Below are 19,357 nucleotides of genomic sequence, written 5' to 3' on the forward strand. Positions count from 1 at the left end.
ATGCATCAGCATTCCAGCCGGTGGGCCTGCAAGCCGATCAGGCCGGGAAGCTCAAGCTCGCTGTTGCCTTGTTCGAATAGCCGGGCAAGACTTTCGACTGCATATTCGATGGCTGAAAGCGCGGACATTTTGCCTTGCGGCATGCCAACATCGACGTTGAGCAAGGCAACCAGTTCTGCTTTGTCCTTCGGGCTGAGATCGCCTTCGGTGAAAGCCGGGTTTTTGGCGACGTACAGGTCGACCAGGGGGCGGAAGGGTTCGATCAGGTCGTCGGCAAGATTGAAGGCGTTTTGCTCGCTGGCGTGGAAGAGGCCGATGGGCGGGTGCATGCCGTGGGCGACCAGTCCCCGGGCAATGGCGCCGCGCAACACGGCATAGCCGTAATCGAGTGCGGCATTGACCCAGCGTTCTTCGGCGCGATAAAAGCCCTGGCCGAAGAGTTGGGTGAAATAGAAGGCGGCGGCCTGTCCTTCGAGGTTTTCCGTGTCGCCCGAACGCACGCGCCGGGCGTAGGAATCCATACGGTCACCCCCGGTTTTTGCGCAAAAACGCAGCACGGCCGCTTGGTTTTCGATTTTGCGCCGAACGATGCAGGCCCAGGCCTGCTTGGCCAGCGGGCGGGGAATGTCCATTTGTTTGCGCATCAGGCGCGTGGTGCGGGAGTGCGCGAGAAACGGCAGGAAAACGCCGTTGGGCTGGTGGTTGTCGCCTGTGGCGTAGAGGCCGATGCCGTAATCGGCACAGGCCGAGAGGACCGGGTGGGTGAGCTGGATGTCGCGGTGGTTGAGGACAATGATGGCGATGTCTTCGAAGGGGACAAAAGCCGTCTGCTCCTGCTCGATGGCCAGGGAAAAATGCTCCCGGCGCAGCTTGGCCGGCCGGGAGATCATCACACTACGCCAGCCCACGACGTTTCTCCGGCGGGGCGGGGTAGATGTTGCCGAGGGTGTCGACGTGGAATTTCTTAATGTCCTTCGCTGTGGTTACACCTATGCTGCGAATCAGTCCGTCTTTCCCAACAGATTGGTTTCGGTCATGTGCCCAGATGCTAATTGAACTAGTCGACCGGTCTGTGCTGGCGTAATAGCCTAAGTGAGTTTCATCTTTGAGACGGATTTCCACTAAATCGTTTGGATAGAGCGAGAAGCGCCATTCAAAAGTGTCATCGACGATTGCCCACTGCTCTTCATCTTTGCCGCGGGTAATCGCCCGGTCCGGCAAACCCGTCACCCGGTGATGCACATAAACCGGGACTAAGTGGAATTTGCCGGCCTTGGCAAATACATCCACACGCAGCATGGTGTCGTTCTTGGCGATGCCGCCGCGTACCGGGATGCCGGACAGCTTGTCGATGACCTTGGTGACGGTGCGAACGATGGGGCCGGTCTGGTTGCCGTCCTTGTCGGGTTTGCGTAGCTGGTTGCTGGCTGGAAAGGCTTTGTCGCCCTTGCCGCCGTGGGCTTCCAAGCGTTCCCGTATGGCCCCGTAAAGCTTGGTGTTCCGGTGCGGGTCAGCGAGCAAATCGAGGTCTTTCAGCGTCAGGCTGGAGAGGGGGATTTTCTGCGAGACGCTGCCTTTTTCCTTGAATTTCTCCGGTTGACCGTAGATGGTGTCCTTGTGTGCAGCACCACCGTTGCGGCGTTGCGGTGCGCGGGAAACGAACAAGGGTTTGAGGGTTGCGAGTTCTTCCTCGCTGTAGCTGCGCAGGCGTGCCATTTCTTCGCGCAGCAGTTCCTGCGAATCGATTTTCAGGCGGGCTTCGAGTTCGTGCCGGAAGTAGGGCCACGGATCGGGAAAATGTTCGCGCAGTTGCTGGTGCATGACCGGATTGACGATTTCGCCGGTTTCGATGTCGACGAAGCCAACGCGGACCTGTTCCAGTTCGCGGGTGCGCGAGTAATTGGACAGGCGCTGCACCATGCTGTGACTGCAGGCCGCGACAACGGCCGCATCCAGTGCATGGTGACGGTCGCTGTCGGAACGCACCTTGAGCAGCCCCCAGCGGGCGCGCAGGAAGTTGGTGAGTTGGCCGCTGACGACGACGCAGCGTCTGGCCTCGCTGCCTTTGGCGAGTTTCAGATGCTGCTCGACGTAGTTCTTGAAAAAGCGGCAGATATAGCGGGTGTCGTTCAGGTTACGTTCGCGGAATTCTTCGGCTTCCTTGGTGCCGAAATCCTTGCGCAGCAGGCGGGTGCGTTTGGCCAGCCGATATGCCTTGTTCGCCTCGACGAAGGCGACGTAGCGCTGCCAGCGTTCGCTGTTTTCGGCACCGCCCAGATACTCGTAAGGCGTGCGATTGCCCTTGTCTCGGTTTTTGCGGGTCAGGACCAGCACCTTGTTGTTCTTGCTGTCGTCGAAACTGCGCGAGTAGGGCAGAGCGTGGTCGATTTCGGTGGAGCCCTCGAAGAAAATTTCGGCAACGTTGCCTGACGGCGCCAGCGGCTTCTGCGAGTAAACACATTGCCCGTTCTGCTCTCGATACAGGCGCCATTTTTCAAACTCCAGGCCTTTGGGGGGATGGCCGAACAACTCGATGAACTGTTCCCGGTCGCGTTGATTTCGGGCCTGGTATTCGTCCTGGTCCTTCTTGATTTTGTTGCGTTCGTCGAGGGGGCGCGAGAGATCGCGGGCCATTTCGATGTGGACCGAAGTCGGCGAACCATAGCGGCGGATGATGGCATTGACCACCTTGCGCGCCTGATTCAGCGAACGCAGGACGACGGGGTTGCGCGGGATGTCGGCATCTTCGGCGAAGCGCATGCGGCCGTCCTTGTCGCGTCCGGCGTAGAGCGGCGGCAGATATTTGTGTTCGCCTTCACCGACCTTGTGCAACTGGCTGTGGTGATAGCCGGCCTCGACGCAGGCCTCGTCGTAGCGCAGCCCCTTTTCCATGGGCGGCACGATGGCGCGCAGAGCTTTTAGCGACAGGGCGTGGAATTTGTCGAAACGGATGTTGAGCAGGGCGTCGATGAGCTCGTCGCGATTGGGGAGCGACAGCTTGGCGAGTTCGGCACGGACTTCGTCGTCGTCCTTGTACACACTGAGCACCCAGGCAATTTGGTCGAGGATTTCCGGTTGCCCGCAGAGCGCATCGCCCGAGAGCTTTTTCCATTCGTCGTCGAGGCCGGCCTTGGTCAGCGTTTGACGCAGTTCCTGCCAGGCGGGGATTTTGATCAGCGTGGCGGATTCGGGGTCTTTCGCCTTGCCTTCCGCCTTTTGCGCTTCGGTGGGGTAGGCGAGACCGGTGAATTTGAAGCTGCCGGCTTCCAGCAGTCCGGCTTTGGTCAGCGCCGTGCCGAGTTGCTTGTAGGTCAGGTCGCCGGCTTGTTGGTAAGGCAAGGGCAGGCAGAGCTGGCGTTCCTGTTCGCTCAGTTGGCGGGTGACGCCATCGGTGACGATGCGCAGGTTGTTCAGACGCGTCAGCCAGACGTGGCGTTCGGCGGTGAAACTGGCTTTCGGTGCGCGGTATTCGCCTTTTTCGAAGGTGCAGGTGCCGAGCATCTTGAGCAGGTCGGCGCCCGCAAGGGCCGGTTTTTGCTGCCAGAACAATCCGCTCTTCTTGTCGCCGTTGCCGAGGATGGCGGCTTCCAGCGTGTTTGATGCGTGGGGATTGCCGAGTTCTCGTTGCTTTTGGAAGAGCAGCGCCAGTTCCTTGGCGAGCAGTTCCCGCGCCAGGGCTTTGGTGTATTCGCCCTGTTTGTTGCGTTGCGCCTCCGGGAATTCGCCCAGCACCATTTCGGCCGCGCTGCGATAGCCTTTTTCCGCCATGAGTCTGGCGGTGCCGGCCAGTCCTTGCTTGACCTTGCCGCCTTCGCTCTTGCTGTCACCCTCGGCTTGCTTTGCTTCGGCGCGGCTGATCCAGTGAAAGCCCCGGTGTTTGCAGAGATGGTAGATGACGCGTGCCCATTCTTCGTCGTTCAGGCGGCGGTCTAGGCCGTCGACGCGCAATTGCCAGAGCGGTTGGGTGAAGGCATGCTCAGGCTGGAATGCCTTGGCGTCGGCTATCAGACCTTCGCTTTTCAGTAGGCGGGCCAGTTTCTTTAACCGCCATGCCCGGCGGAACAAGCGCCGCCGCATCAGGCGCGCGCTGCGTCGGGCGAGGTTTAGCGATTCCCCTTCCTTGGCGGTTTCGGCCTTGTCGAAGGCGCGCACGCCCAAGTCAATGATGTGGGTTTCGCCAAGAACGCACCAGCCGACCGATGCGATGCCAATGTCCAGACCAATGGTGTATGTCGCGCTCATGATTTGCAGTTATTTATTCAGAGTGCGTAGAATAACGCCATGTAGCTTTCCGGGGTGAGAGCCGTTGCTACAATAAGGTGTCACTTTCGGGTGACGACCGAATCCGGCCCGGCAGGGAAACCTGCCGGGCCTTCTTCATTCCAGCATCTGAGTTGTCACTGAAGTGGCGGGAATTTTCGCTGCTAATCGATAGGCCGCAGGTCTGTTCGCCGTTTCCGGCTACCCTGTCACAGCACTGTCGCATAACCCACCTACGATCCGCCTGTCCAAAATGTCCCCGAACAGGAGCGATCCCATGTCCAGTCTTCCTCCGAACCTGATCATCGACAACGGCGATGGCGATGAGCCTGTGTCCAATCACAGCGGCAACCGGCATTTCAGTGATGTGCTGGCGGTCAATCTTGGGCGGCGGCAGGTGCTCAAGGGGGGCTTGGCGGCGTCGGTGGCTTCGCTGTTTGCGGGGGCGGGGCTGACGGCGTGTGCGACGAATTCGGCAGGTGTTGCGGGTGGCCGCCTGCTCGGTTTTTCGGCGGTGGCGATCAGCGATGCCGATACCGTGCGGGTGCCGCCGGGGTATCGCGCGCAGCCGTTGTTGCCGTGGGGGACGCCGATCACCGGCAGGATGCCGGCTTTCGATCCGCTGAAGAACAGCGGCGCGGATCAGGCGAGCCAGATGGGCAGCCATCATGACGGCATGCATTTCTTCCCCATCGAGGGGCGCGATCCGTTCAACGGCGGTTCGGACGACGGCTTGCTGGTGATGAATCACGAGTATGTCGAGCCGCGTTTCATGCACGCCAGCGCGGTGGGCCAGAAGCTGGATCGCGACGCGGTGCCGGCGCTGGTCAATGGCAAGCGGGTGGCGGATGAATGCCTGAAGGAATTGAATGGCCACGGGGTTTCGGTGGTGCGTATTCGCCGGGGCGAGAACGGTCGCTGGGAGATGGTGGCGGATGCGCGCAACCGTCGCATCACCGGGCTGACGCCGATGGAGATTGCCGGGCCGGTGCGCGGCAGCGATTTTGTGCGGACGCGTTACAGCCCGGATGGCACGCGGGTTCGCGGTACCTTGAACAATTGCGCGCACGGCGTGACGCCGTGGAATACCTACATGATGGCCGAGGAAAACTGGGCCGGTTATTTCATCAACCGCGTGCCGGCGGGCGAGCGTCCGCGCGAGCAGTCGCGTTACGGCGTGCGCAGCCGCGACAGCAAGCCGGCGGCTTCGCGTTACGGCTGGGAGCTGGCCGACAGCGGTGCCGACGACTTTGTCCGTTTCGACGTCACGGCAACGGGGGCGGCGGCGAATCAGGATTATCGCAACGAGGCCAACGGCTTCGGCTGGATGGTCGAGTTCGACCCCTTCAACCCGGCCAGCACGCCGGTCAAGCGTACCGCGCTGGGGCGCTTTGCCCACGAGGGCGTGATTTTCCACAAGGGTGTCGAGGGGCAGCCGGTGGTGTGCTATTCCGGTGACGATGCGACCAACGAGTACATCTACAAGTACGTTTCGCGCGGCGTGTTCGAGCGGGCCAAGGGCCTGGCCAACGGGGCCTTGCTCGACGACGGTACCCTGTACGTGGCGCGTTTCAACGACGATGGCACGGGCGACTGGCTGCCGCTGGTCGTCGGCCAGGGCGCGCTGACCCGCGAGCTGTTCGCCAGCCAGGCCGAGCTGCTGGTCAATACCCGTCTGGCGGCTGACCGCGTCGGGGCAACGCGGATGGATCGTCCGGAGTGGGGCGCCATCGACCCGAAAACCGGGCAGGTCTATTTCACGCTGACCAACAACAGCGGCCGCAACGAGACGAACAAGGCCAACCCGCGTGCGAAAAGCCGTTGGGGCCACATCATCCGCTGGACGGAGGCGGGCAATTCGCCGACGGCGACGCACTTCAAGTGGGACATCTTCCTGTTGTCCGGCCCGGCCGGCGATTCGGAACTGGCCGGCAAGCCGCTCAGCGCCGAGCAGATCCACAACAGCCCGGATGGCCTGTGGTTCGACCGCAACGGCCGTTTGTGGATACAGACGGACATCAGCGAAAGCGCCATGAACAAGGGCGATTACGTGCAGTTCGGCAACAACCAGATGTTGTGCGCCGACCCGAACAGCAAGGAACTGCGTCGCTTCCTGGTCGGCCCGCTGGGGCAGGAGATCACCGGCGTGGTGACGACGCCGGACGGCCGCACCATGTTCGTCAATGTCCAGCATCCCGGGGCGACGACCTCGGCCGACGAGTTTGCCGCCGGCAAATTGCGCGGCACCTGGCCGAATCAGGGGCGCTACCCGCGTTCGTCGACCATCGTCATCACCAAGGACGACGGCGGGGTGATCGGTACCTGAGCCCGGTTTGCCCAATGCCGCTGATCAGAAGAAGCGGTATTGGGCGTTTCCTCAGCGCAGGTTGAGTTCCTGCAGGATGGTCGCCGAGATTTCCTCGATCGACTTGGTCGATGAATCGAGCCAGCGGATACCTTCGCGGCGCATCATTTTTTCGGCTTCGGCGATTTCGTAGCGGCAGTTCGGCAGCGAGGCGTACTTGCTGCCGGCGCGGCGTTCTTCGCGGATCTGGTGCAGGCGTTCGGGCTGGATGGTCAGGCCGAACAGCTTGCTGCGGTGCTTTTCCAGCGTGCCGGGCAGGCGACCCCGGTCGAAGTCTTCCGGGATCAGCGGGAAATTCGCCGCCTTCAGACCGAACTGCATGGCCAGGTAGAGCGAGGTCGGCGTCTTGCCGCAGCGCGAAACGGCAACCAGGATGACGTCGGATTCTTCGAGGTCGCGGTCGGTGATGCCGTCGTCGTGGGCCAGCGTGTAGTTGATGGCTTCGATCCGCTTCTTGTATTCCGAACTTTCAGCGGTGCCGTGCGAGCGGCCGACGGTGTGGCTGGACTTGCGGCCGAGTTCGGCCTCGAGCGGGGCGAGGAAGGTTTCGAAGTAGGACAGGCAGAAGGCGTCGGCCTGATGCACCAGTTCGCCGAGTTCCTGGTTGACCAGGGTGGTGAACACGATGGGACGCATGCCGTCGGCCTCGCCCTGGGCGTTGATCCGGGCGATGGCGTCCTGGGCTTTTTCCAGGCTGTCGAGGAAAGGGATGCGGACCTGCTTGAACTCGACGTCCTCGAACTGGGTCAGCAGGCTGTGGCCGAGGGCTTCGGCGGTCAGGCCGGTGCCGTCGGAGATGAAGAATACGGTGCGTTTGATCGGATTGGGCATGGTCTGGCGATTTTAACCGCTGTTGCGCAATCCGGCAGCGATGCCGTTGATGGTGATGTGGATGCCGCGGGCGACGCGCTCGTCGGTGTCGCCGCCGCGATGGCGCTTGAGCAGCTCGACCTGGAGGTGGTTGAGCGGGTCCATGTAGGGCGCGCGCAGTTGCAGCGAGCGCTTGAGCATGGGGTTGTCGGCGAGGAAATCGTCGCGTTCGAGGATGGCCAGCAGGTGGCGGCGGGTCAGCTGCCATTCGCCGACGATGCGGCTGAAGATGCGCTCGCGCAGTTCGCTGTCGGCGACCAGTTCGGCGTAGCGCGAGGCGATGGCCAGGTCGGTCTTGGCCAGCACCATGTCCATGTTCGACAACAGGCTCTGGAAGAAGGGCCAGGATTTGAGCATGCGGCGCAGCGTGGCGAGGCCGTCCGGGTTGGCAGCGAGGTAGCCGTCGACGGCGGAGCCGAAGCCGTACCAGCCGGGCAGCATCAGCCGGCATTGCGCCCACGAGAAGACCCAGGGAATCGCCCGCAGGTCCTCGATGCGCTCGGAGGCCTTGCGCGATGCCGGGCGGCTGCCGATGTTCAACGAAGCGATTTCGGAAACCACCGTCGATTGGCGGAAGTAGGTGGTGAAGCCGGGCGTTTCATAGACCAGGCCGCGATAGGCATTGAAGGCGCGCAGCGAGAGATCGTCCATCACGCCGTGGAATTGGCCGGCCGGCTCGACCTTGTTCTCGTGGTCGGTCAGGCTGGCTTCCAGCGTCGCCGCGAGCAGCACTTCGAGGTTGCGGCGACCGGTGTCGGGCGTGCCGTACTTGGTCGAGATGACTTCGCCCTGTTCGGTCAGGCGGATCTGGCCGGAAACGGCGCCGGCCGGCTGGGCCAGGATGGCGTGGTAGGAGGGGCCGCCACCGCGCCCGACCGAGCCGCCGCGCCCGTGGAACAGGCGCAGGCGAACGCCGTGGCGGGCGAAGGTGTCGGCGAGCAGGATTTCCGCCTTGTACAGTTCCCAACCCGAGGTCAGGAAACCGCCGTCCTTGTTGCTGTCGGAGTAGCCGAGCATGACTTCGTGCTCGTCGCCACGGCCGGCGACCAGCTGGCGGTAGCCGGGGATGGCGAAGAGCTGGTCCATGATCGCGGCGCTCTTCTGCAAGTCCTCGATGGTCTCGAACAGCGGGATGATGTTGACGTCGAGGCGCGGCTCGGCGCCCGGGCGCAGCAGCCCGGCTTCCTTGAGCAGCAGCGCCAGTTCGAGCAGGTCGGAGACGCCGTCGGTCTTCGAGATGATGCAGTTGGGCAGGGCCGCCTCGCCGTACTTGGCGCGCAGTTCGCGGGCGGCGAAGAAGATCGCCAGTTCGCCACGGGTTTCCTCGTCGTAATCGAGCCACGGCGAGTAGAGCGGGCGCGGCGAGGCGATTTCGGCGGTCAGCAGCGCGATCCGCTCGTTTTCCGGCAGCGCTTCGTAATCCGGGCAACGGCCGGCGGCGGCGAGCAAGGCGGCGACGCTGCGGGCGTGCACTTCGGAGTTCTGGCGCAGGTCGATCGGCGCCAGGTGGAAGCCGAACACCTGCACCGCGCGCAGCAGCCGGCGCAGACGGCCACCAGCAAGGCGGGCGCTGCCGTTGAGCTTGAGCGAATTGGTCAGCACCTTGAGTTCGCCGCGCAGTTCGGCCGGCGTGGCGTAGGGTTCGGCGTGGCCGATCTCGTGACGCACCGGGTCGACGTGGTCGAGCGCCCGGGCGGTCGCCGCCAGTCGGGCGTAGATGCCCGACAGGGCGCGCCGGTAGGGTTCATCGATGCGCTGCGGCGACTGGTCGGGCGACAGATCGGCGAGCAGCTTGAGTTCCGGCGTCACCTTGACCAGCAGGTCGGACAGCGGCAGTTCGGCGCCGAGCTCGTGGATTTCGTCGAGGTAGTGATTGAGCGTGGCTGCCGATTGCAGGCGCAGCGCTTCGTTGAGGATGTCGGCGGTGACGAAGGGATTGCCGTCACGGTCGCCGCCAATCCACGAACCGACACGGAAGAAGGGCGGCAGCGCCCAGACTTTCTCCGGGTAGCGCTTCTGCAATTGCTCGGTCGCCTGGATGTAGAGGCGCGGCAGTTCGCTGAAGAAGGTTTCCTTGAAGTAGCTGATGCCGTTCTTGACCTCGTCGATGACCTTGAGCCGGACCGGGCGCAGCATGCGCGACTGCCACAGCGTCAGGATCGCGTTGGCCAGCGCCAGTTCGTTGTCGGCGGCTTCTTCGGGCGTCAGTTGCTGGCGTTCGCGGCGGTCGAGCAGGCGGGCAATCTCGCGGTGGTTGCGGATCAGGCTCTGACGCTGGACTTCGGTCGGGTGGGCGGTGAGCACCGGGGCGACCAGGGCGTGGGCGAAGAAATCGGCCAGCGCTTCGGGCGAAACCTTGGCGGCAGCCAGTGCGTCCAGCGCGAAAACCAGGCTGCCTTCACGCGGCGGCGAGCCGGCCAGGTCGTGGGCGCGGCGCCGGCGGATGTGGTGCTCGTCCTCGGCGATGTTGGCCAGTTGCAGGAAGTAGCTGAAGGCGCGGACGACGGCCTGGGTGGTGTCGCGCGGCAACGGGTCGAGCAGGGCAGCGAGTTCGTCACGGCTGGCCGGGTCGCCGTCGCGGGCAAAGCGCACGGCGGTCTGGCGGACCTGTTCGACGATGTCGAAAATCGCTGCGCCCTCCTGGTCGCGGACGGTGTCGCCGAGCAGCCGGCCGAGCAGGCGGATGTCGTTGCGCAGGGGTTCGTCCTTGTTGCTGTCGAGGGCGGAATCGGTCATGGCAGGTCCAGGCGGGTGAATATGCAGCGATTGTAACGAGTGGCGGGCCACGCGGTCAGCAAGGGATTTCCAGCGGTCGGCTGCATTTCTCGAGCAGATAAGCGATCGAGCGGTAGTCAATGCCCGATTCGGCGGTGAGGCCGATTTCGCAGGTCCGGTTGGTCGATACGCCGCAGGCGCAGCCGGCCGGCAGCGCCGGTTTGAGGTGGCGCAGGGCGTGCTGGTTGAGCTCGGGAACAGCGAAGCCGCGATCACCGGCAAAGCCGCAGCAGGTCACGGCCGCCGGTTCGATCACGGTTTCGGCGCAGGCCTTGAGCAAGGCGCGCAGCTTGGCGTCGCTGCCGCTCTTGCGCACACTGCAGTTGATGTGCAGGGCAACCGGTTCGGCCTGGCGGACGATCATCAAGCGTGGCAGCAGCGCGTCGTGGGCGAATTCGTGGAAGTCGAAGAGCTGCAGGCGGCCGGCCAGATGTTGCTGCATGCGGGCGGTGCAGGTGCTGGCGTCCATGATCACCGGGTGGCGACCATTGTCGGAGGCTTTCAGCAGCGCGGCTTCGAGTTGCGCCGACATCGCGTCGGCTTCGCTGGCCAGGCCCTTGCTGGCCAGCATCTGGCCGCAGCACAGTTGGTCGAAACCTTCCGGCAGGATCGGTGCGTAGCCGGCGCGGCGCAGCAGTTCGAGGACGACGTCGCCAAGTTGCGGTTCGCCGGCAGCGGTCGGCCCGAAAATGCGCCCGCCGCAGGTCGGGAAATAGACAACCGGGTCGCCGCCGGTGTGGATCGCAGCCGGGGCGCGGCCGGCGCGCGGCATCGGCAGCTTCCAGGCGCCGCCGGACAGTTTCGCCAATGTTTTCTGGCCGACCACTGCGGCGGCGGCGTGGCCCAGCGTCAGGCCAGCGCGGGCGGCACCGGCGAGGACGCCGAAATTGCGCCCGGTCCAGGCGTTGATCGCGCGTGCGCCGTCGTTCAGGCGACGACCGCGCAGGCGCCGGGTGAGGTCGCCGGTGTCGATGCCGACCGGGCAGGCGGTCGAGCACAGGCCGCAGCCGGCGCAGGTGTCGAGGCCCATGTAGGCGTACTCTTCGGCGATTTTGCCGGCGGCTTCGCCGGCCGCTTCGCGGCGGGCCAGTTCGCGGACGCTGGTGATGCGCTGGCGCGGGCTCAGCGTCAGCCGGTGCGACGGGCACAGCGGCTCGCAGAAGCCGCATTCGATGCAGCGGTCGATGATGTCTTCGGCCGCCGGCATCGGCTTGAGGTGGGCGAGGTGGGCCTGCGGGTCGGCGTTGAGGATGACGCCCGGGTTGAGCAGGCCGGCCGGGTCGAACAGCGCCTTGATCCGGTGCATCAGCTCGGTCGCCTCGCGCCCCCATTCGAGTTCGACGAAGGGCGCCATGTTGCGGCCGGTGCCGTGCTCGGCCTTGAGCGAGCCGTCGTAGCGGCTGACCACCATCTCGCACAGTTCGTCCATGAAGCGCGCGTAGCGGTCGATCTCGCTCGGCGTCGCGAAATCCTGGGTGATCACGAAGTGCAGGTTGCCTTCGAGGGCGTGGCCGAAAATGATCGCCTCGTCGTAGGCGTGCTTCCTGAGCAGCGCCTGCAGGTCGAGGGTGGCGTCGGCGAGCGCGGCAATCGGGAAAGCGACGTCCTCGATCAGCACCGTGGTGCCCGTGCGGCGCATCGCGCCGACCGCCGGGAAAGTGCCTTTACGCACCTTCCAGTACATTTCGCAGGTCGCCGGGTCGGTCGAGAACTGAACCGGCTCGACCGTGGCGACGCCGGCCAGCGCACCGTGCACGGCGGCGATCTTGTCGGCGACCGCGGCGGCATCGCCGGCCCGCACTTCGATCAGCAGCGCTGCCGCGTCGTCGCCCAGGCTGCGCATCACCGCCGGCAGGCCGGGTTTGTCCTGGACCGAGCGCAGCGCCGGCCGGTCGAGCAGTTCGACGGCTGCGACGGGTTGCGTCTTGAGCCGGATGACCGCTTCGCAGGCGCTGCGGATGTCGGGGAAAAAAACCAGCGCCGAGGCCTTGCACGGGTCCTCGACGACGGTCTGGTAGGTGATTCGCGAAATGAAGCCGAGCGTGCCTTCGGAGCCGATCATCAGGTGCGCCAGGATGTCGAAGGGGTCTTCGAAATCGACCAGCGCGTTGAGGCTGTAGCCGGTGGTGTTCTTGATCTTGAACTTCTGGCGGATGCGTTCGGCCAGCCGCGGGTTGGCCCGCGTCGCCTGGCCCAGGCGTTCGAGTTCGCCGAGCAGGACGGCGTGCGATTTGGCGAAGGCGTCGCGGCTGAGTGGATCTTCGGTGTCGAGCAGGGTGCCGTCGGTGAGCATGACGCGCAGGCCGGCCAGCGTCCGGTAGCTGTTCTGGGCCGTGCCGCAGCACATGCCGGAAGCGTTGTTGGCGGCGATACCGCCGATCTTGGCGGCACCGATCGAGGCCGGGTCGGGACCGATCTTGCGCCCCAGCGGCGCCAGCCGTCGATTGACCTCGCCACCGACGATGCCCGGTCCGAGACGGACGCTGCCGCCGTCCGCCGCGATCTCGCAGGTGGCAAAACCCTCGCCGACCAGCGCCAGGATGCCGTCGGAAATCGCCTGTCCGGACAGACTGGTGCCGGCGGCACGGAAGGTGACCGGCACCTGCTGCGCGTGGGCGGTGGCCAGTACGTGGCGGGCCTGGGTTTCGTTCTCGATGATTGCGATGACCTGCGGGATCAGGCGGTAGAAGCTGGCGTCGGTCCCGTAGGCGAGGCGGCGCAGTTCGTCGGTGATGACCTGCGAGGTCGGCAGTTTTTCGCGCAGGGCGGCGGTCAGAAGCTGGCTCATGCTTTGTTGCGTTCCTTGAGTTGGTCGCGCAGGCGCTTCGGCGCCGGCCGCAGGGGTTCGCGGACGGTGGTCCAGGCGCCTTGGCGCGACGGCATCAGCCAGCCGAAACGGCTGCCCAGCCACGAAACGGCGCGGTACAGCGCGGGCGAACGGTAAACCAAGGCCCAGCCGCGCCAGATGGCCGAGATCAGCGACGAATGGCCGGCGCCCTGGCCGCGCATTGCCGGGTTGGCGTGCGGGGCCGAGAAGGCTTCGCTGCGCAGGCGGATCAACAGGTCCGGAATCGGGATTTTCACCGGGCAGACTTCGCCGCAGGCGCCGCACAGCGACGAGGCGGTGGTCAGGCCGGCGGTGGCGTCGAGGCCGAGCATGTGCGGCGAGACGATCTTGCCGATCGGGCCGGGGTAGGTGGTGCCGTAGGCGTGGCCGCCGATGCGCGTATACACCGGGCAGTGGTTCATGCAGGCGCCGCAACGGATGCACTGCAGCGTCTTGCGCAGTTGCTCGTCGGCGTAGGCCTGGCTGCGGCCGTTGTCGAGCAGCACCAGGTGCACTTCCTCGGGGCCGTCCTTCTCGCCGGGTTTGCGCGGCGAGGAGATCATGTTGAAGTAGGTCGAGATGTTCTGGCCGGTGGCCGAGCGGGTCAGCAGCGACAGCAGCGGCGGCACGTGTTCGAGTTTTTCGACGATCTTCTCGATGCCGGTGATGGCGATGTGTACGGCCGGCGCGGTGGTGCACATGCGGCCGTTGCCTTCGTTCTCGACCAGGCACAGCGTGCCGGTTTCGGCGACGGCGAAATTGACGCCGGAGAGGCCGATTTCGGCTTCCTGGAATTTCTGGCGCAGGACGTTGCGGCCGATCTGGATCAGCGCATCGACGTTGTCGGTGTAATCGACGCCGGGCACCTTTTCATGGAACAGGCGGGCGATTTCCTCCTTGGTCTTGTGGATCGCCGGCATGATGATGTGCGAGGGCTTTTCGTTGGCGAGCTGGACGATGTACTCGCCCATGTCCGATTCCAGCGCCTCGATGCCGGCCGCTTCGGCGGCGTGGTTGAGTTCGATTTCCTCGCTGACCATGGACTTGCCCTTGACCATCCGGGTCGCGCCGTGGCCCTGGATGATGCCGAGGATGATCGCATTGGCCTCGTCTGGCGTTTCCGCCCAGTGCACCTTGATGCCGTTGCGGATCAGGTTGGCTTCCAGGCGTTCGAGCAGGTCGGGCAACTTGGCCAGGTTGTACTGGCGGATCGCTTCGCCCAGGTTGCGCAGGCTTTCCAGTTCCTCGGGGTCGGGGAACTGGGCGGCGCGCTTGCTCATCAGGAAGTCCATCGCGCCACGGAAGCTCTGGCGCAGGAAGGGATTGTCGACGACCGCCTTGGAACGGGCGCGGAAGCCTTCGGCCGGCTTGAAGTGCAAAGTGTGCTCGCTCATGCTTTTTCTCCCAGCAGCAGGACGATCAGTTCCTTCGGGCCGTGCGCGCCGTAGGCCAGGGTCTGCTGGATGTCGGCGGTTTTCGACGGGCCGGAAACGAGCAGGGCGTTGGTCGGCAGGCCGTTGTTCCAGGCTTCGGCAGTCATCGCCTCGAAAAAGGTGTTGTAGATGTTGGATGCGTCGAGCAGCACGATGTGTACCGGCGGCACCAGCGACATCAGCCGCGGTTCCTTCTCGTTCGGCCACAGGATCAGCGTGCCGGTCTCGGCGATGGCGGCGCGGGCGGCGGTCAGGCTGGCCGGCGTGGCGGTGAACATTTCCGATTTCCAGGCTTCGATGGCCATGTCGTAGACGCTGCACTCGATGCCGCGCGGCGGCAGTGCGTCGAGTGCGGTGTCGCCGTGCGGCGTACCTTCGGCGACCAGCAGCCGGTCGATGCCACGCGCCTTGAGCACCTGGTGCAGGGTGTCGGCCCAGTTGTCGCGGCTGACCGCATGCACTTCGGCATGGGCAAGTTCGATGTAGTGGCGGAAACGACGGGCCTTGTCGGCCGGGGTTTCGCTGCTGCGATGGGTGGCGTACCAGTTGCCGACGTCGGGTAGGGCAAGCGGCTGTTGAGGCGCGCTACGGTTCAGGCGGGCCAGGATGCGGTCGCGGGCGCTCATTTGGCACCTCCGGTACGGCGCAGCAGGAAAGTGGCGATGTGTTCGCCGGGCAGGGTGGGCGGACGGCCTTCCTGGGCGTCCTTCCAGGCAGCGTGGCCGAGGATGTTCATCAGGCAGCCGCAGTCGGCGCTGACCACGCGCTCGGCGCCGGTGGCCTTGAGCGACTTGACCTTGTCTTCGACCATGGCGCCGGAAATTTCCGGCTGCTTGACCGAGAAGGTGCCGCCGAAACCGCAGCACTCGGATTCGTGGTCCTGCTGGGCGACGGTGACCTGTGCCAGACCGCCGAGCAACTGGCGACCGCTGACATGGACGCCCATCTCGCGGCGCGCCGAGCAGGAAGTGTGGAGAACGACGGTGCAGTCGCTGCCGCAGTCCTGGGGTTTGAAATCGAGGACGTCGACCAGAAAGCGGGTGAATTCCCAGACCCGGGCCGACAGCTTTTCGGCCTGCACCTTGCGCACCGGGTCGGCGGCGAATAGCGTCGGGTAATGGTGCTTCATCATGCCGGCGCAGGAACCGGAGGGCACGACAATCGGCCAGTCTTCCGGGAACAGCGTCAGTTGATGTGCCGCGACCTGGCGAGCTTCGTCATGGAAGCCGCTGGTGTAGGCCGGCTGGCCGCAGCAGGTCTGGTCTTCCGGGAAGTGCACACGGATGCCTTCGCGTTCGAGCAGGGTGATCGCATCCATGCCGGCGTCCGGGTAGAACTGGTCGACGACGCAGGTGGCGAAGAAATACACGTCGGCCGGCTTGCCCGGCGGGGTTTGGGCGATTGTCATCCTCTCTCCGTTTTGTTTGATTGGTTCAATGGTAAGACCAATAATTCCTGAGGTAGAAATTTAAGGTAAATCCGTGACTTGGTCAATGCCACTAGGGAAATCCCCATGCTTGCACTTTTGCAGATCGCTGGCTAGAATGTGGCGGTCTTACCAATCAAGGTGGTCTTACCAATGCCGAACAAGGTGCAGGTTCCGCGGATTTCCGATGCCGTCGCTTCGACGCTGGAGCGGCGCATCCTCGAAGGTTCGTTGAAGCCGGGCGACCGCCTGCCGGCCGAGCGTGAACTGGCGCTTGAACTCGGCGTGTCGCGGCCGAGCCTGCGTGAGGCAATCCAGAAGCTGGCGTCCAAAGGCATGCTGCAGAGCCGTCAGGGCGGCGGCACCTATGTGACGGCCGCACTGGAAAAGAGTTTCTTCGACCCCTGGCAGGAAATGATGGGTTCCTACCCGAACCTGCGCGAGGACATGCTCGAATTCCGCCGCATGATCGAAGGACAGGCCGCCGAATGGGCCGCCGAGCGCGCCACCGACGCCGACCTGCTGCGTCTCGACCAGGCTTACGCAGCGCTGCAGGCCTCGTTCAACAACGATGACACCGAAAAACGCTCGGCCGCCGACATCGCCTTTCACCAGGCCATCGGCGACGCCTCGCACAATGTTCTGATCGGCCACCTGTCGGCAGCACTGCTGCGTCTGATGCACGACAACATTCGCCTCAATCTTGGCGAACTGAAGAGCGTGCCGGCCGCCGGCAAGCTCCTGATGAGCCAGCACACCGCGATCCACACCGCCATCGTCGACAAGAAGCCGCAGGCCGCGCGCGCCGCCGCCGAGACGCACATCGACTTCGTCCGCGAGACGCTGGCGCAGACGCTGCGCTCGGTCGCCCGCCGCGAAACCGCCGAGCGCCGCCTGAACACCGATTTCCTGAACTCCTGATTTTCCAATCTTCAATTCCCACCGAAAGGACCCACTGATGGAAGCCCTTGTCATCCCCTTCGAAAAACTGCGCATGACCGACGTCGACCAGGTCGGCGGCAAGAACTCGTCGCTCGGCGAAATGATCTCGCAGCTCGCCGATACCGGCGTTCGCGTCCCCGGCGGCTTCGCCACGACGGCGCACGCCTACCGCGAGTTCCTGGCGCAGTCCGGCCTCGACAAGAAGATCAACGACACGCTCGATACGCTCGATGTCGATGACGTCAACGCCCTGGTCAAGACCGGCGCCGAAATTCGCCAGTGGATCCTCGACACGCCGTTCCCGATGGACCTGACCATCGCCATCACCGAGCAGTACCAGCGCCTGGTCGCCGAATCCAACGCCGACATGTCCTTCGCCGTGCGCTCCTCGGCCACCGCTGAAGACCTGCCGGACGCTTCCTTCGCCGGTCAGCAGGAAACCTTCCTGAACATCGTCGGCCTGGAAAACATCATGCACGCGATCAAGGAAGTGTTCGCGTCGCTGTACAACGACCGCGCCATCTCCTACCGCGTGCACAAGGGCTTCGTGCACGCCGACGTCGCGCTGTCGGCCGGCATCCAGCGCATGGTCCGCTCGGACAAGGGCGCCGCCGGCGTGATGTTCACGCTCGACACCGAATCCGGTTTCCGCGACGCCGTCTTCGTGACGTCTTCCTACGGGCTGGGCGAAACGGTGGTGCAGGGCGCCGTCAATCCGGACGAGTTCTACGTGCACAAGCCGATGCTGGAGCAGGGCAAGAAGGCCGTGATCCGCCGCAACCTCGGCTCGAAGATGATCAAGATGACCTTCGCCGCCGAGAAGGTCGCCGGCAAGTCGACGATCACCGAAGAAGTGGAAGAAAGCCTGCGCCACCAGTTCTCGATCAATGACGAAGAAGTCATGGAACTGGCCCGCTATGCCCAGATCATCGAGAAGCACTACGGTCGTCCGATGGACATCGAGTGGGGCAAGGACGGCGTCGACGGCAAGCTCTACATCCTCCAGGCCCGCCCGGAAACCGTGCAGTCGCAGGCGGCCGCCGGCAAGCAGGAAAAGTTCAAGCTGAAGTCCTTCTCCAAGGTGCTCGCCTCCGGTCGCGCCATCGGCCAGAAGATCGGCGTCGGCCCGGTCCGTATCGTCAAGGACCCGAAGGAAATGGACCAGGTCAAGCCGGGTGACGTGCTCGTCGCCGACATGACCGACCCGAACTGGGAGCCGGTGATGAAGCGCGCTTCGGCCATCGTCACCAACCGTGGCGGCCGGACCTGCCACGCCGCGATCATCGCCCGCGAACTGGGCATCCCGGCCATCGTCGGTTGCGGTGACGCGACCGAGACGCTGACCGAAGGCGATACCGTGACGGTGAGCTGTACCGAAGGCGATACCGGCCATGTCTATCGCGGTCGCCTCGACTTCGAAATCACCACCCGCGACATCTCGGCCATGCCGGACGTCCCGGTCAAGGTCATGATGAACGTCGGCAACCCGGAACTGGCCTTCGAATTCGCCCAGCTGCCGAACGCCGGCGTCGGTCTGGCCCGCGTCGAGTTCATCATCAACAACGTGATCGGCATCCACCCCAAGGCCATCCTCGACGTCGAGCGCCTGCCGGCTTCGAAGCGCGAGGAAATCAAGCGCCGCGCCCGTGGCTACGCCAGCCCGAAGGACTTCTTCGTCGAGAAGCTGGTTGAAGGCGTGTCCACCATCGCCGCCGCCTTCTGGCCGAACCCGGTGATCGTCCGCCTGTCCGACTTCAAGTCCAACGAATACCGCAAGCTGCTCGGCGGCGAGCTGTACGAGCCGGAAGAAGAAAACCCGATGCTCGGCTTCCGTGGCGCCTCGCGTTACGTCGCCCAGTCCTTCCGCGACTGTTTCGAAATGGAATGCCGCGCCATGAAGCGCGTGCGTGAAGAAATGGGCCTGACCAACGTGCAGTTGATGGTCCCGTTCGTCCGCACCGTCGGCGAAGGCCAGGCGGTCGTCGACCTGCTGGCCGAACACGGCCTCAAGCAGGGCGAGCACGACCTGAAGCTGATCATGATGTGCGAAATTCCGTCGAACGCGTTGCTGGCCGACGATTTCCTCAAGATCTTCGACGGCTTCTCGATCGGCTCCAACGACCTGACCCAGCTCACGCTTGGCCTCGACCGCGACTCCGGCCTGGTGGCCAACCTCTTCGACGAACGTGACCCGGCCGTCAAGATGCTGCTGGCCATGGCCATCTCCGCCGCCAACAAGGCCGGAAAGTACATCGGTATCTGCGGCCAGGGCCCGTCGGACCACCCGGACCTCGCCGAGTGGCTGATGGACCAGGGCATCAGCTCGATCTCGCTGAACCCGGATACCGTCGTCGACACCTGGACGCGCCTGGCGACGCACAAGAAGGGCTGATCCTTGCGATCAAACGTGGTGTAAAAAACAGAAAGGCCGGGAGCGATCCCGGCCTTTTTAGTTTGCT

The 19,357-nt window shown here is 64.3% G+C and carries 11 protein-coding genes; 3 read left to right on the forward strand and 8 right to left on the reverse strand.

Annotated features, from left to right (window positions below; all coding sequences use genetic code 11):
• Positions 1-5 precede the first annotated feature (5 nt).
• Entirely contained in the window at positions 6-908 is a 903-nt protein-coding gene (cas1, locus tag AADV58_RS08975) for a type II CRISPR-associated endonuclease Cas1 (protein ID WP_341742939.1), read from the reverse strand.
• Entirely contained in the window at positions 895-4,242 is a 3,348-nt protein-coding gene (gene cas9 / locus AADV58_RS08980; RefSeq protein ID WP_341742940.1) for a type II CRISPR RNA-guided endonuclease Cas9, read from the reverse strand. The genes cas1 and cas9 overlap by 14 nt, the downstream gene beginning before the upstream one ends.
• A 295-nt stretch (positions 4,243-4,537) precedes the next feature.
• Here cas9 and AADV58_RS08985 point away from each other — a divergent pair, with 295 nt between their 5' ends.
• Positions 4,538-6,586, forward strand: coding sequence for a PhoX family phosphatase (locus AADV58_RS08985; protein WP_341742941.1), 2,049 nt, complete (start codon positions 4,538-4,540; stop codon positions 6,584-6,586).
• Positions 6,587-6,637: 51 nt separating this feature from the next.
• Here the strand turns inward: AADV58_RS08985 and ppsR are convergent, their stop codons facing one another.
• Genes ppsR through AADV58_RS09015 form a run of 6 tightly spaced genes read right to left on the reverse strand, consistent with a single transcriptional unit; the run spans position 6,638 to position 15,938 of the window.
• Positions 6,638-7,456, reverse strand: a complete 819-nt coding sequence (gene ppsR, locus AADV58_RS08990; protein WP_298397377.1) for a posphoenolpyruvate synthetase regulatory kinase/phosphorylase PpsR — start codon at positions 7,454-7,456, stop codon at positions 6,638-6,640.
• Positions 7,457-7,468: 12 nt separating this feature from the next.
• The gene (ppc, locus tag AADV58_RS08995) at positions 7,469-10,231 is read right to left on the reverse strand and encodes a phosphoenolpyruvate carboxylase (protein ID WP_341742942.1); all 2,763 of its coding nucleotides are present in this window, start codon (positions 10,229-10,231) and stop codon (positions 7,469-7,471) included.
• A gap of 55 nt (positions 10,232-10,286) precedes the next feature.
• Complete coding sequence (locus tag AADV58_RS09000; RefSeq protein WP_341742943.1) at positions 10,287-13,058, reverse strand: FAD-binding and (Fe-S)-binding domain-containing protein; 2,772 nt, start codon at positions 13,056-13,058, stop codon at positions 10,287-10,289.
• Positions 13,055-14,491 carry a LutB/LldF family L-lactate oxidation iron-sulfur protein gene (locus tag AADV58_RS09005; RefSeq protein ID WP_341742944.1) on the reverse strand — a complete coding sequence of 479 codons (1,437 nt, stop codon included), beginning with the start codon at positions 14,489-14,491 and terminating at the stop codon, positions 13,055-13,057. The genes AADV58_RS09000 and AADV58_RS09005 overlap by 4 nt, the downstream gene beginning before the upstream one ends.
• Positions 14,488-15,156, reverse strand: coding sequence for a LutC/YkgG family protein (locus tag AADV58_RS09010; protein ID WP_281984533.1), 669 nt, complete (start codon positions 15,154-15,156; stop codon positions 14,488-14,490). Before AADV58_RS09010 ends, AADV58_RS09005 begins: the two co-directional genes overlap by 4 nt.
• Positions 15,153-15,938, reverse strand: a complete 786-nt coding sequence (locus AADV58_RS09015; protein WP_341742945.1) for a (Fe-S)-binding protein — start codon at positions 15,936-15,938, stop codon at positions 15,153-15,155. The genes AADV58_RS09010 and AADV58_RS09015 overlap by 4 nt, the downstream gene beginning before the upstream one ends.
• A 171-nt stretch (positions 15,939-16,109) precedes the next feature.
• Here AADV58_RS09015 and AADV58_RS09020 point away from each other — a divergent pair, with 171 nt between their 5' ends.
• Complete coding sequence (locus AADV58_RS09020) at positions 16,110-16,877, forward strand: FCD domain-containing protein (RefSeq protein WP_028995702.1); 768 nt, start codon at positions 16,110-16,112, stop codon at positions 16,875-16,877.
• A 37-nt stretch (positions 16,878-16,914) separates the two neighbouring features.
• A complete protein-coding gene (gene ppsA, locus AADV58_RS09025; protein ID WP_341742946.1) occupies positions 16,915-19,290 on the forward strand; it encodes a phosphoenolpyruvate synthase in 2,376 nt (791 codons plus the stop codon).
• Positions 19,291-19,357: the final 67 nt, after the last annotated feature.

The sequence above is a fragment of the Azonexus hydrophilus genome (assembly GCF_038368255.1).
Lineage (GTDB): Bacteria > Pseudomonadota > Gammaproteobacteria > Burkholderiales > Rhodocyclaceae > Azonexus > Azonexus hydrophilus.

Bases quoted from the DNA above. Each gene is read 5' to 3' on its own strand.
- AADV58_RS09020 (WP_028995702.1), top strand. From the start codon at position 16,110: ATGCCGAACAAGGTGCAGGTTCCGCGGATTTCCGATGCCGTCGCTTCG.
- AADV58_RS09000 (WP_341742943.1), bottom strand. From the start codon at position 13,058: ATGAGCCAGCTTCTGACCGCCGCCCTGCGCGAAAAACTGCCGACCTCG.
- ppsR (WP_298397377.1), bottom strand. From the start codon at position 7,456: ATGCCCAATCCGATCAAACGCACCGTATTCTTCATCTCCGACGGCACC.
- ppc (WP_341742942.1), bottom strand. From the start codon at position 10,231: ATGACCGATTCCGCCCTCGACAGCAACAAGGACGAACCCCTGCGCAAC.
- AADV58_RS09010 (WP_281984533.1), bottom strand. From the start codon at position 15,156: ATGAGCGCCCGCGACCGCATCCTGGCCCGCCTGAACCGTAGCGCGCCT.
- ppsA (WP_341742946.1), top strand. From the start codon at position 16,915: ATGGAAGCCCTTGTCATCCCCTTCGAAAAACTGCGCATGACCGACGTC.
- cas9 (WP_341742940.1), bottom strand. From the start codon at position 4,242: ATGAGCGCGACATACACCATTGGTCTGGACATTGGCATCGCATCGGTC.
- AADV58_RS09005 (WP_341742944.1), bottom strand. From the start codon at position 14,491: ATGAGCGAGCACACTTTGCACTTCAAGCCGGCCGAAGGCTTCCGCGCC.
- AADV58_RS09015 (WP_341742945.1), bottom strand. From the start codon at position 15,938: ATGACAATCGCCCAAACCCCGCCGGGCAAGCCGGCCGACGTGTATTTC.
- AADV58_RS08985 (WP_341742941.1), top strand. From the start codon at position 4,538: ATGTCCAGTCTTCCTCCGAACCTGATCATCGACAACGGCGATGGCGAT.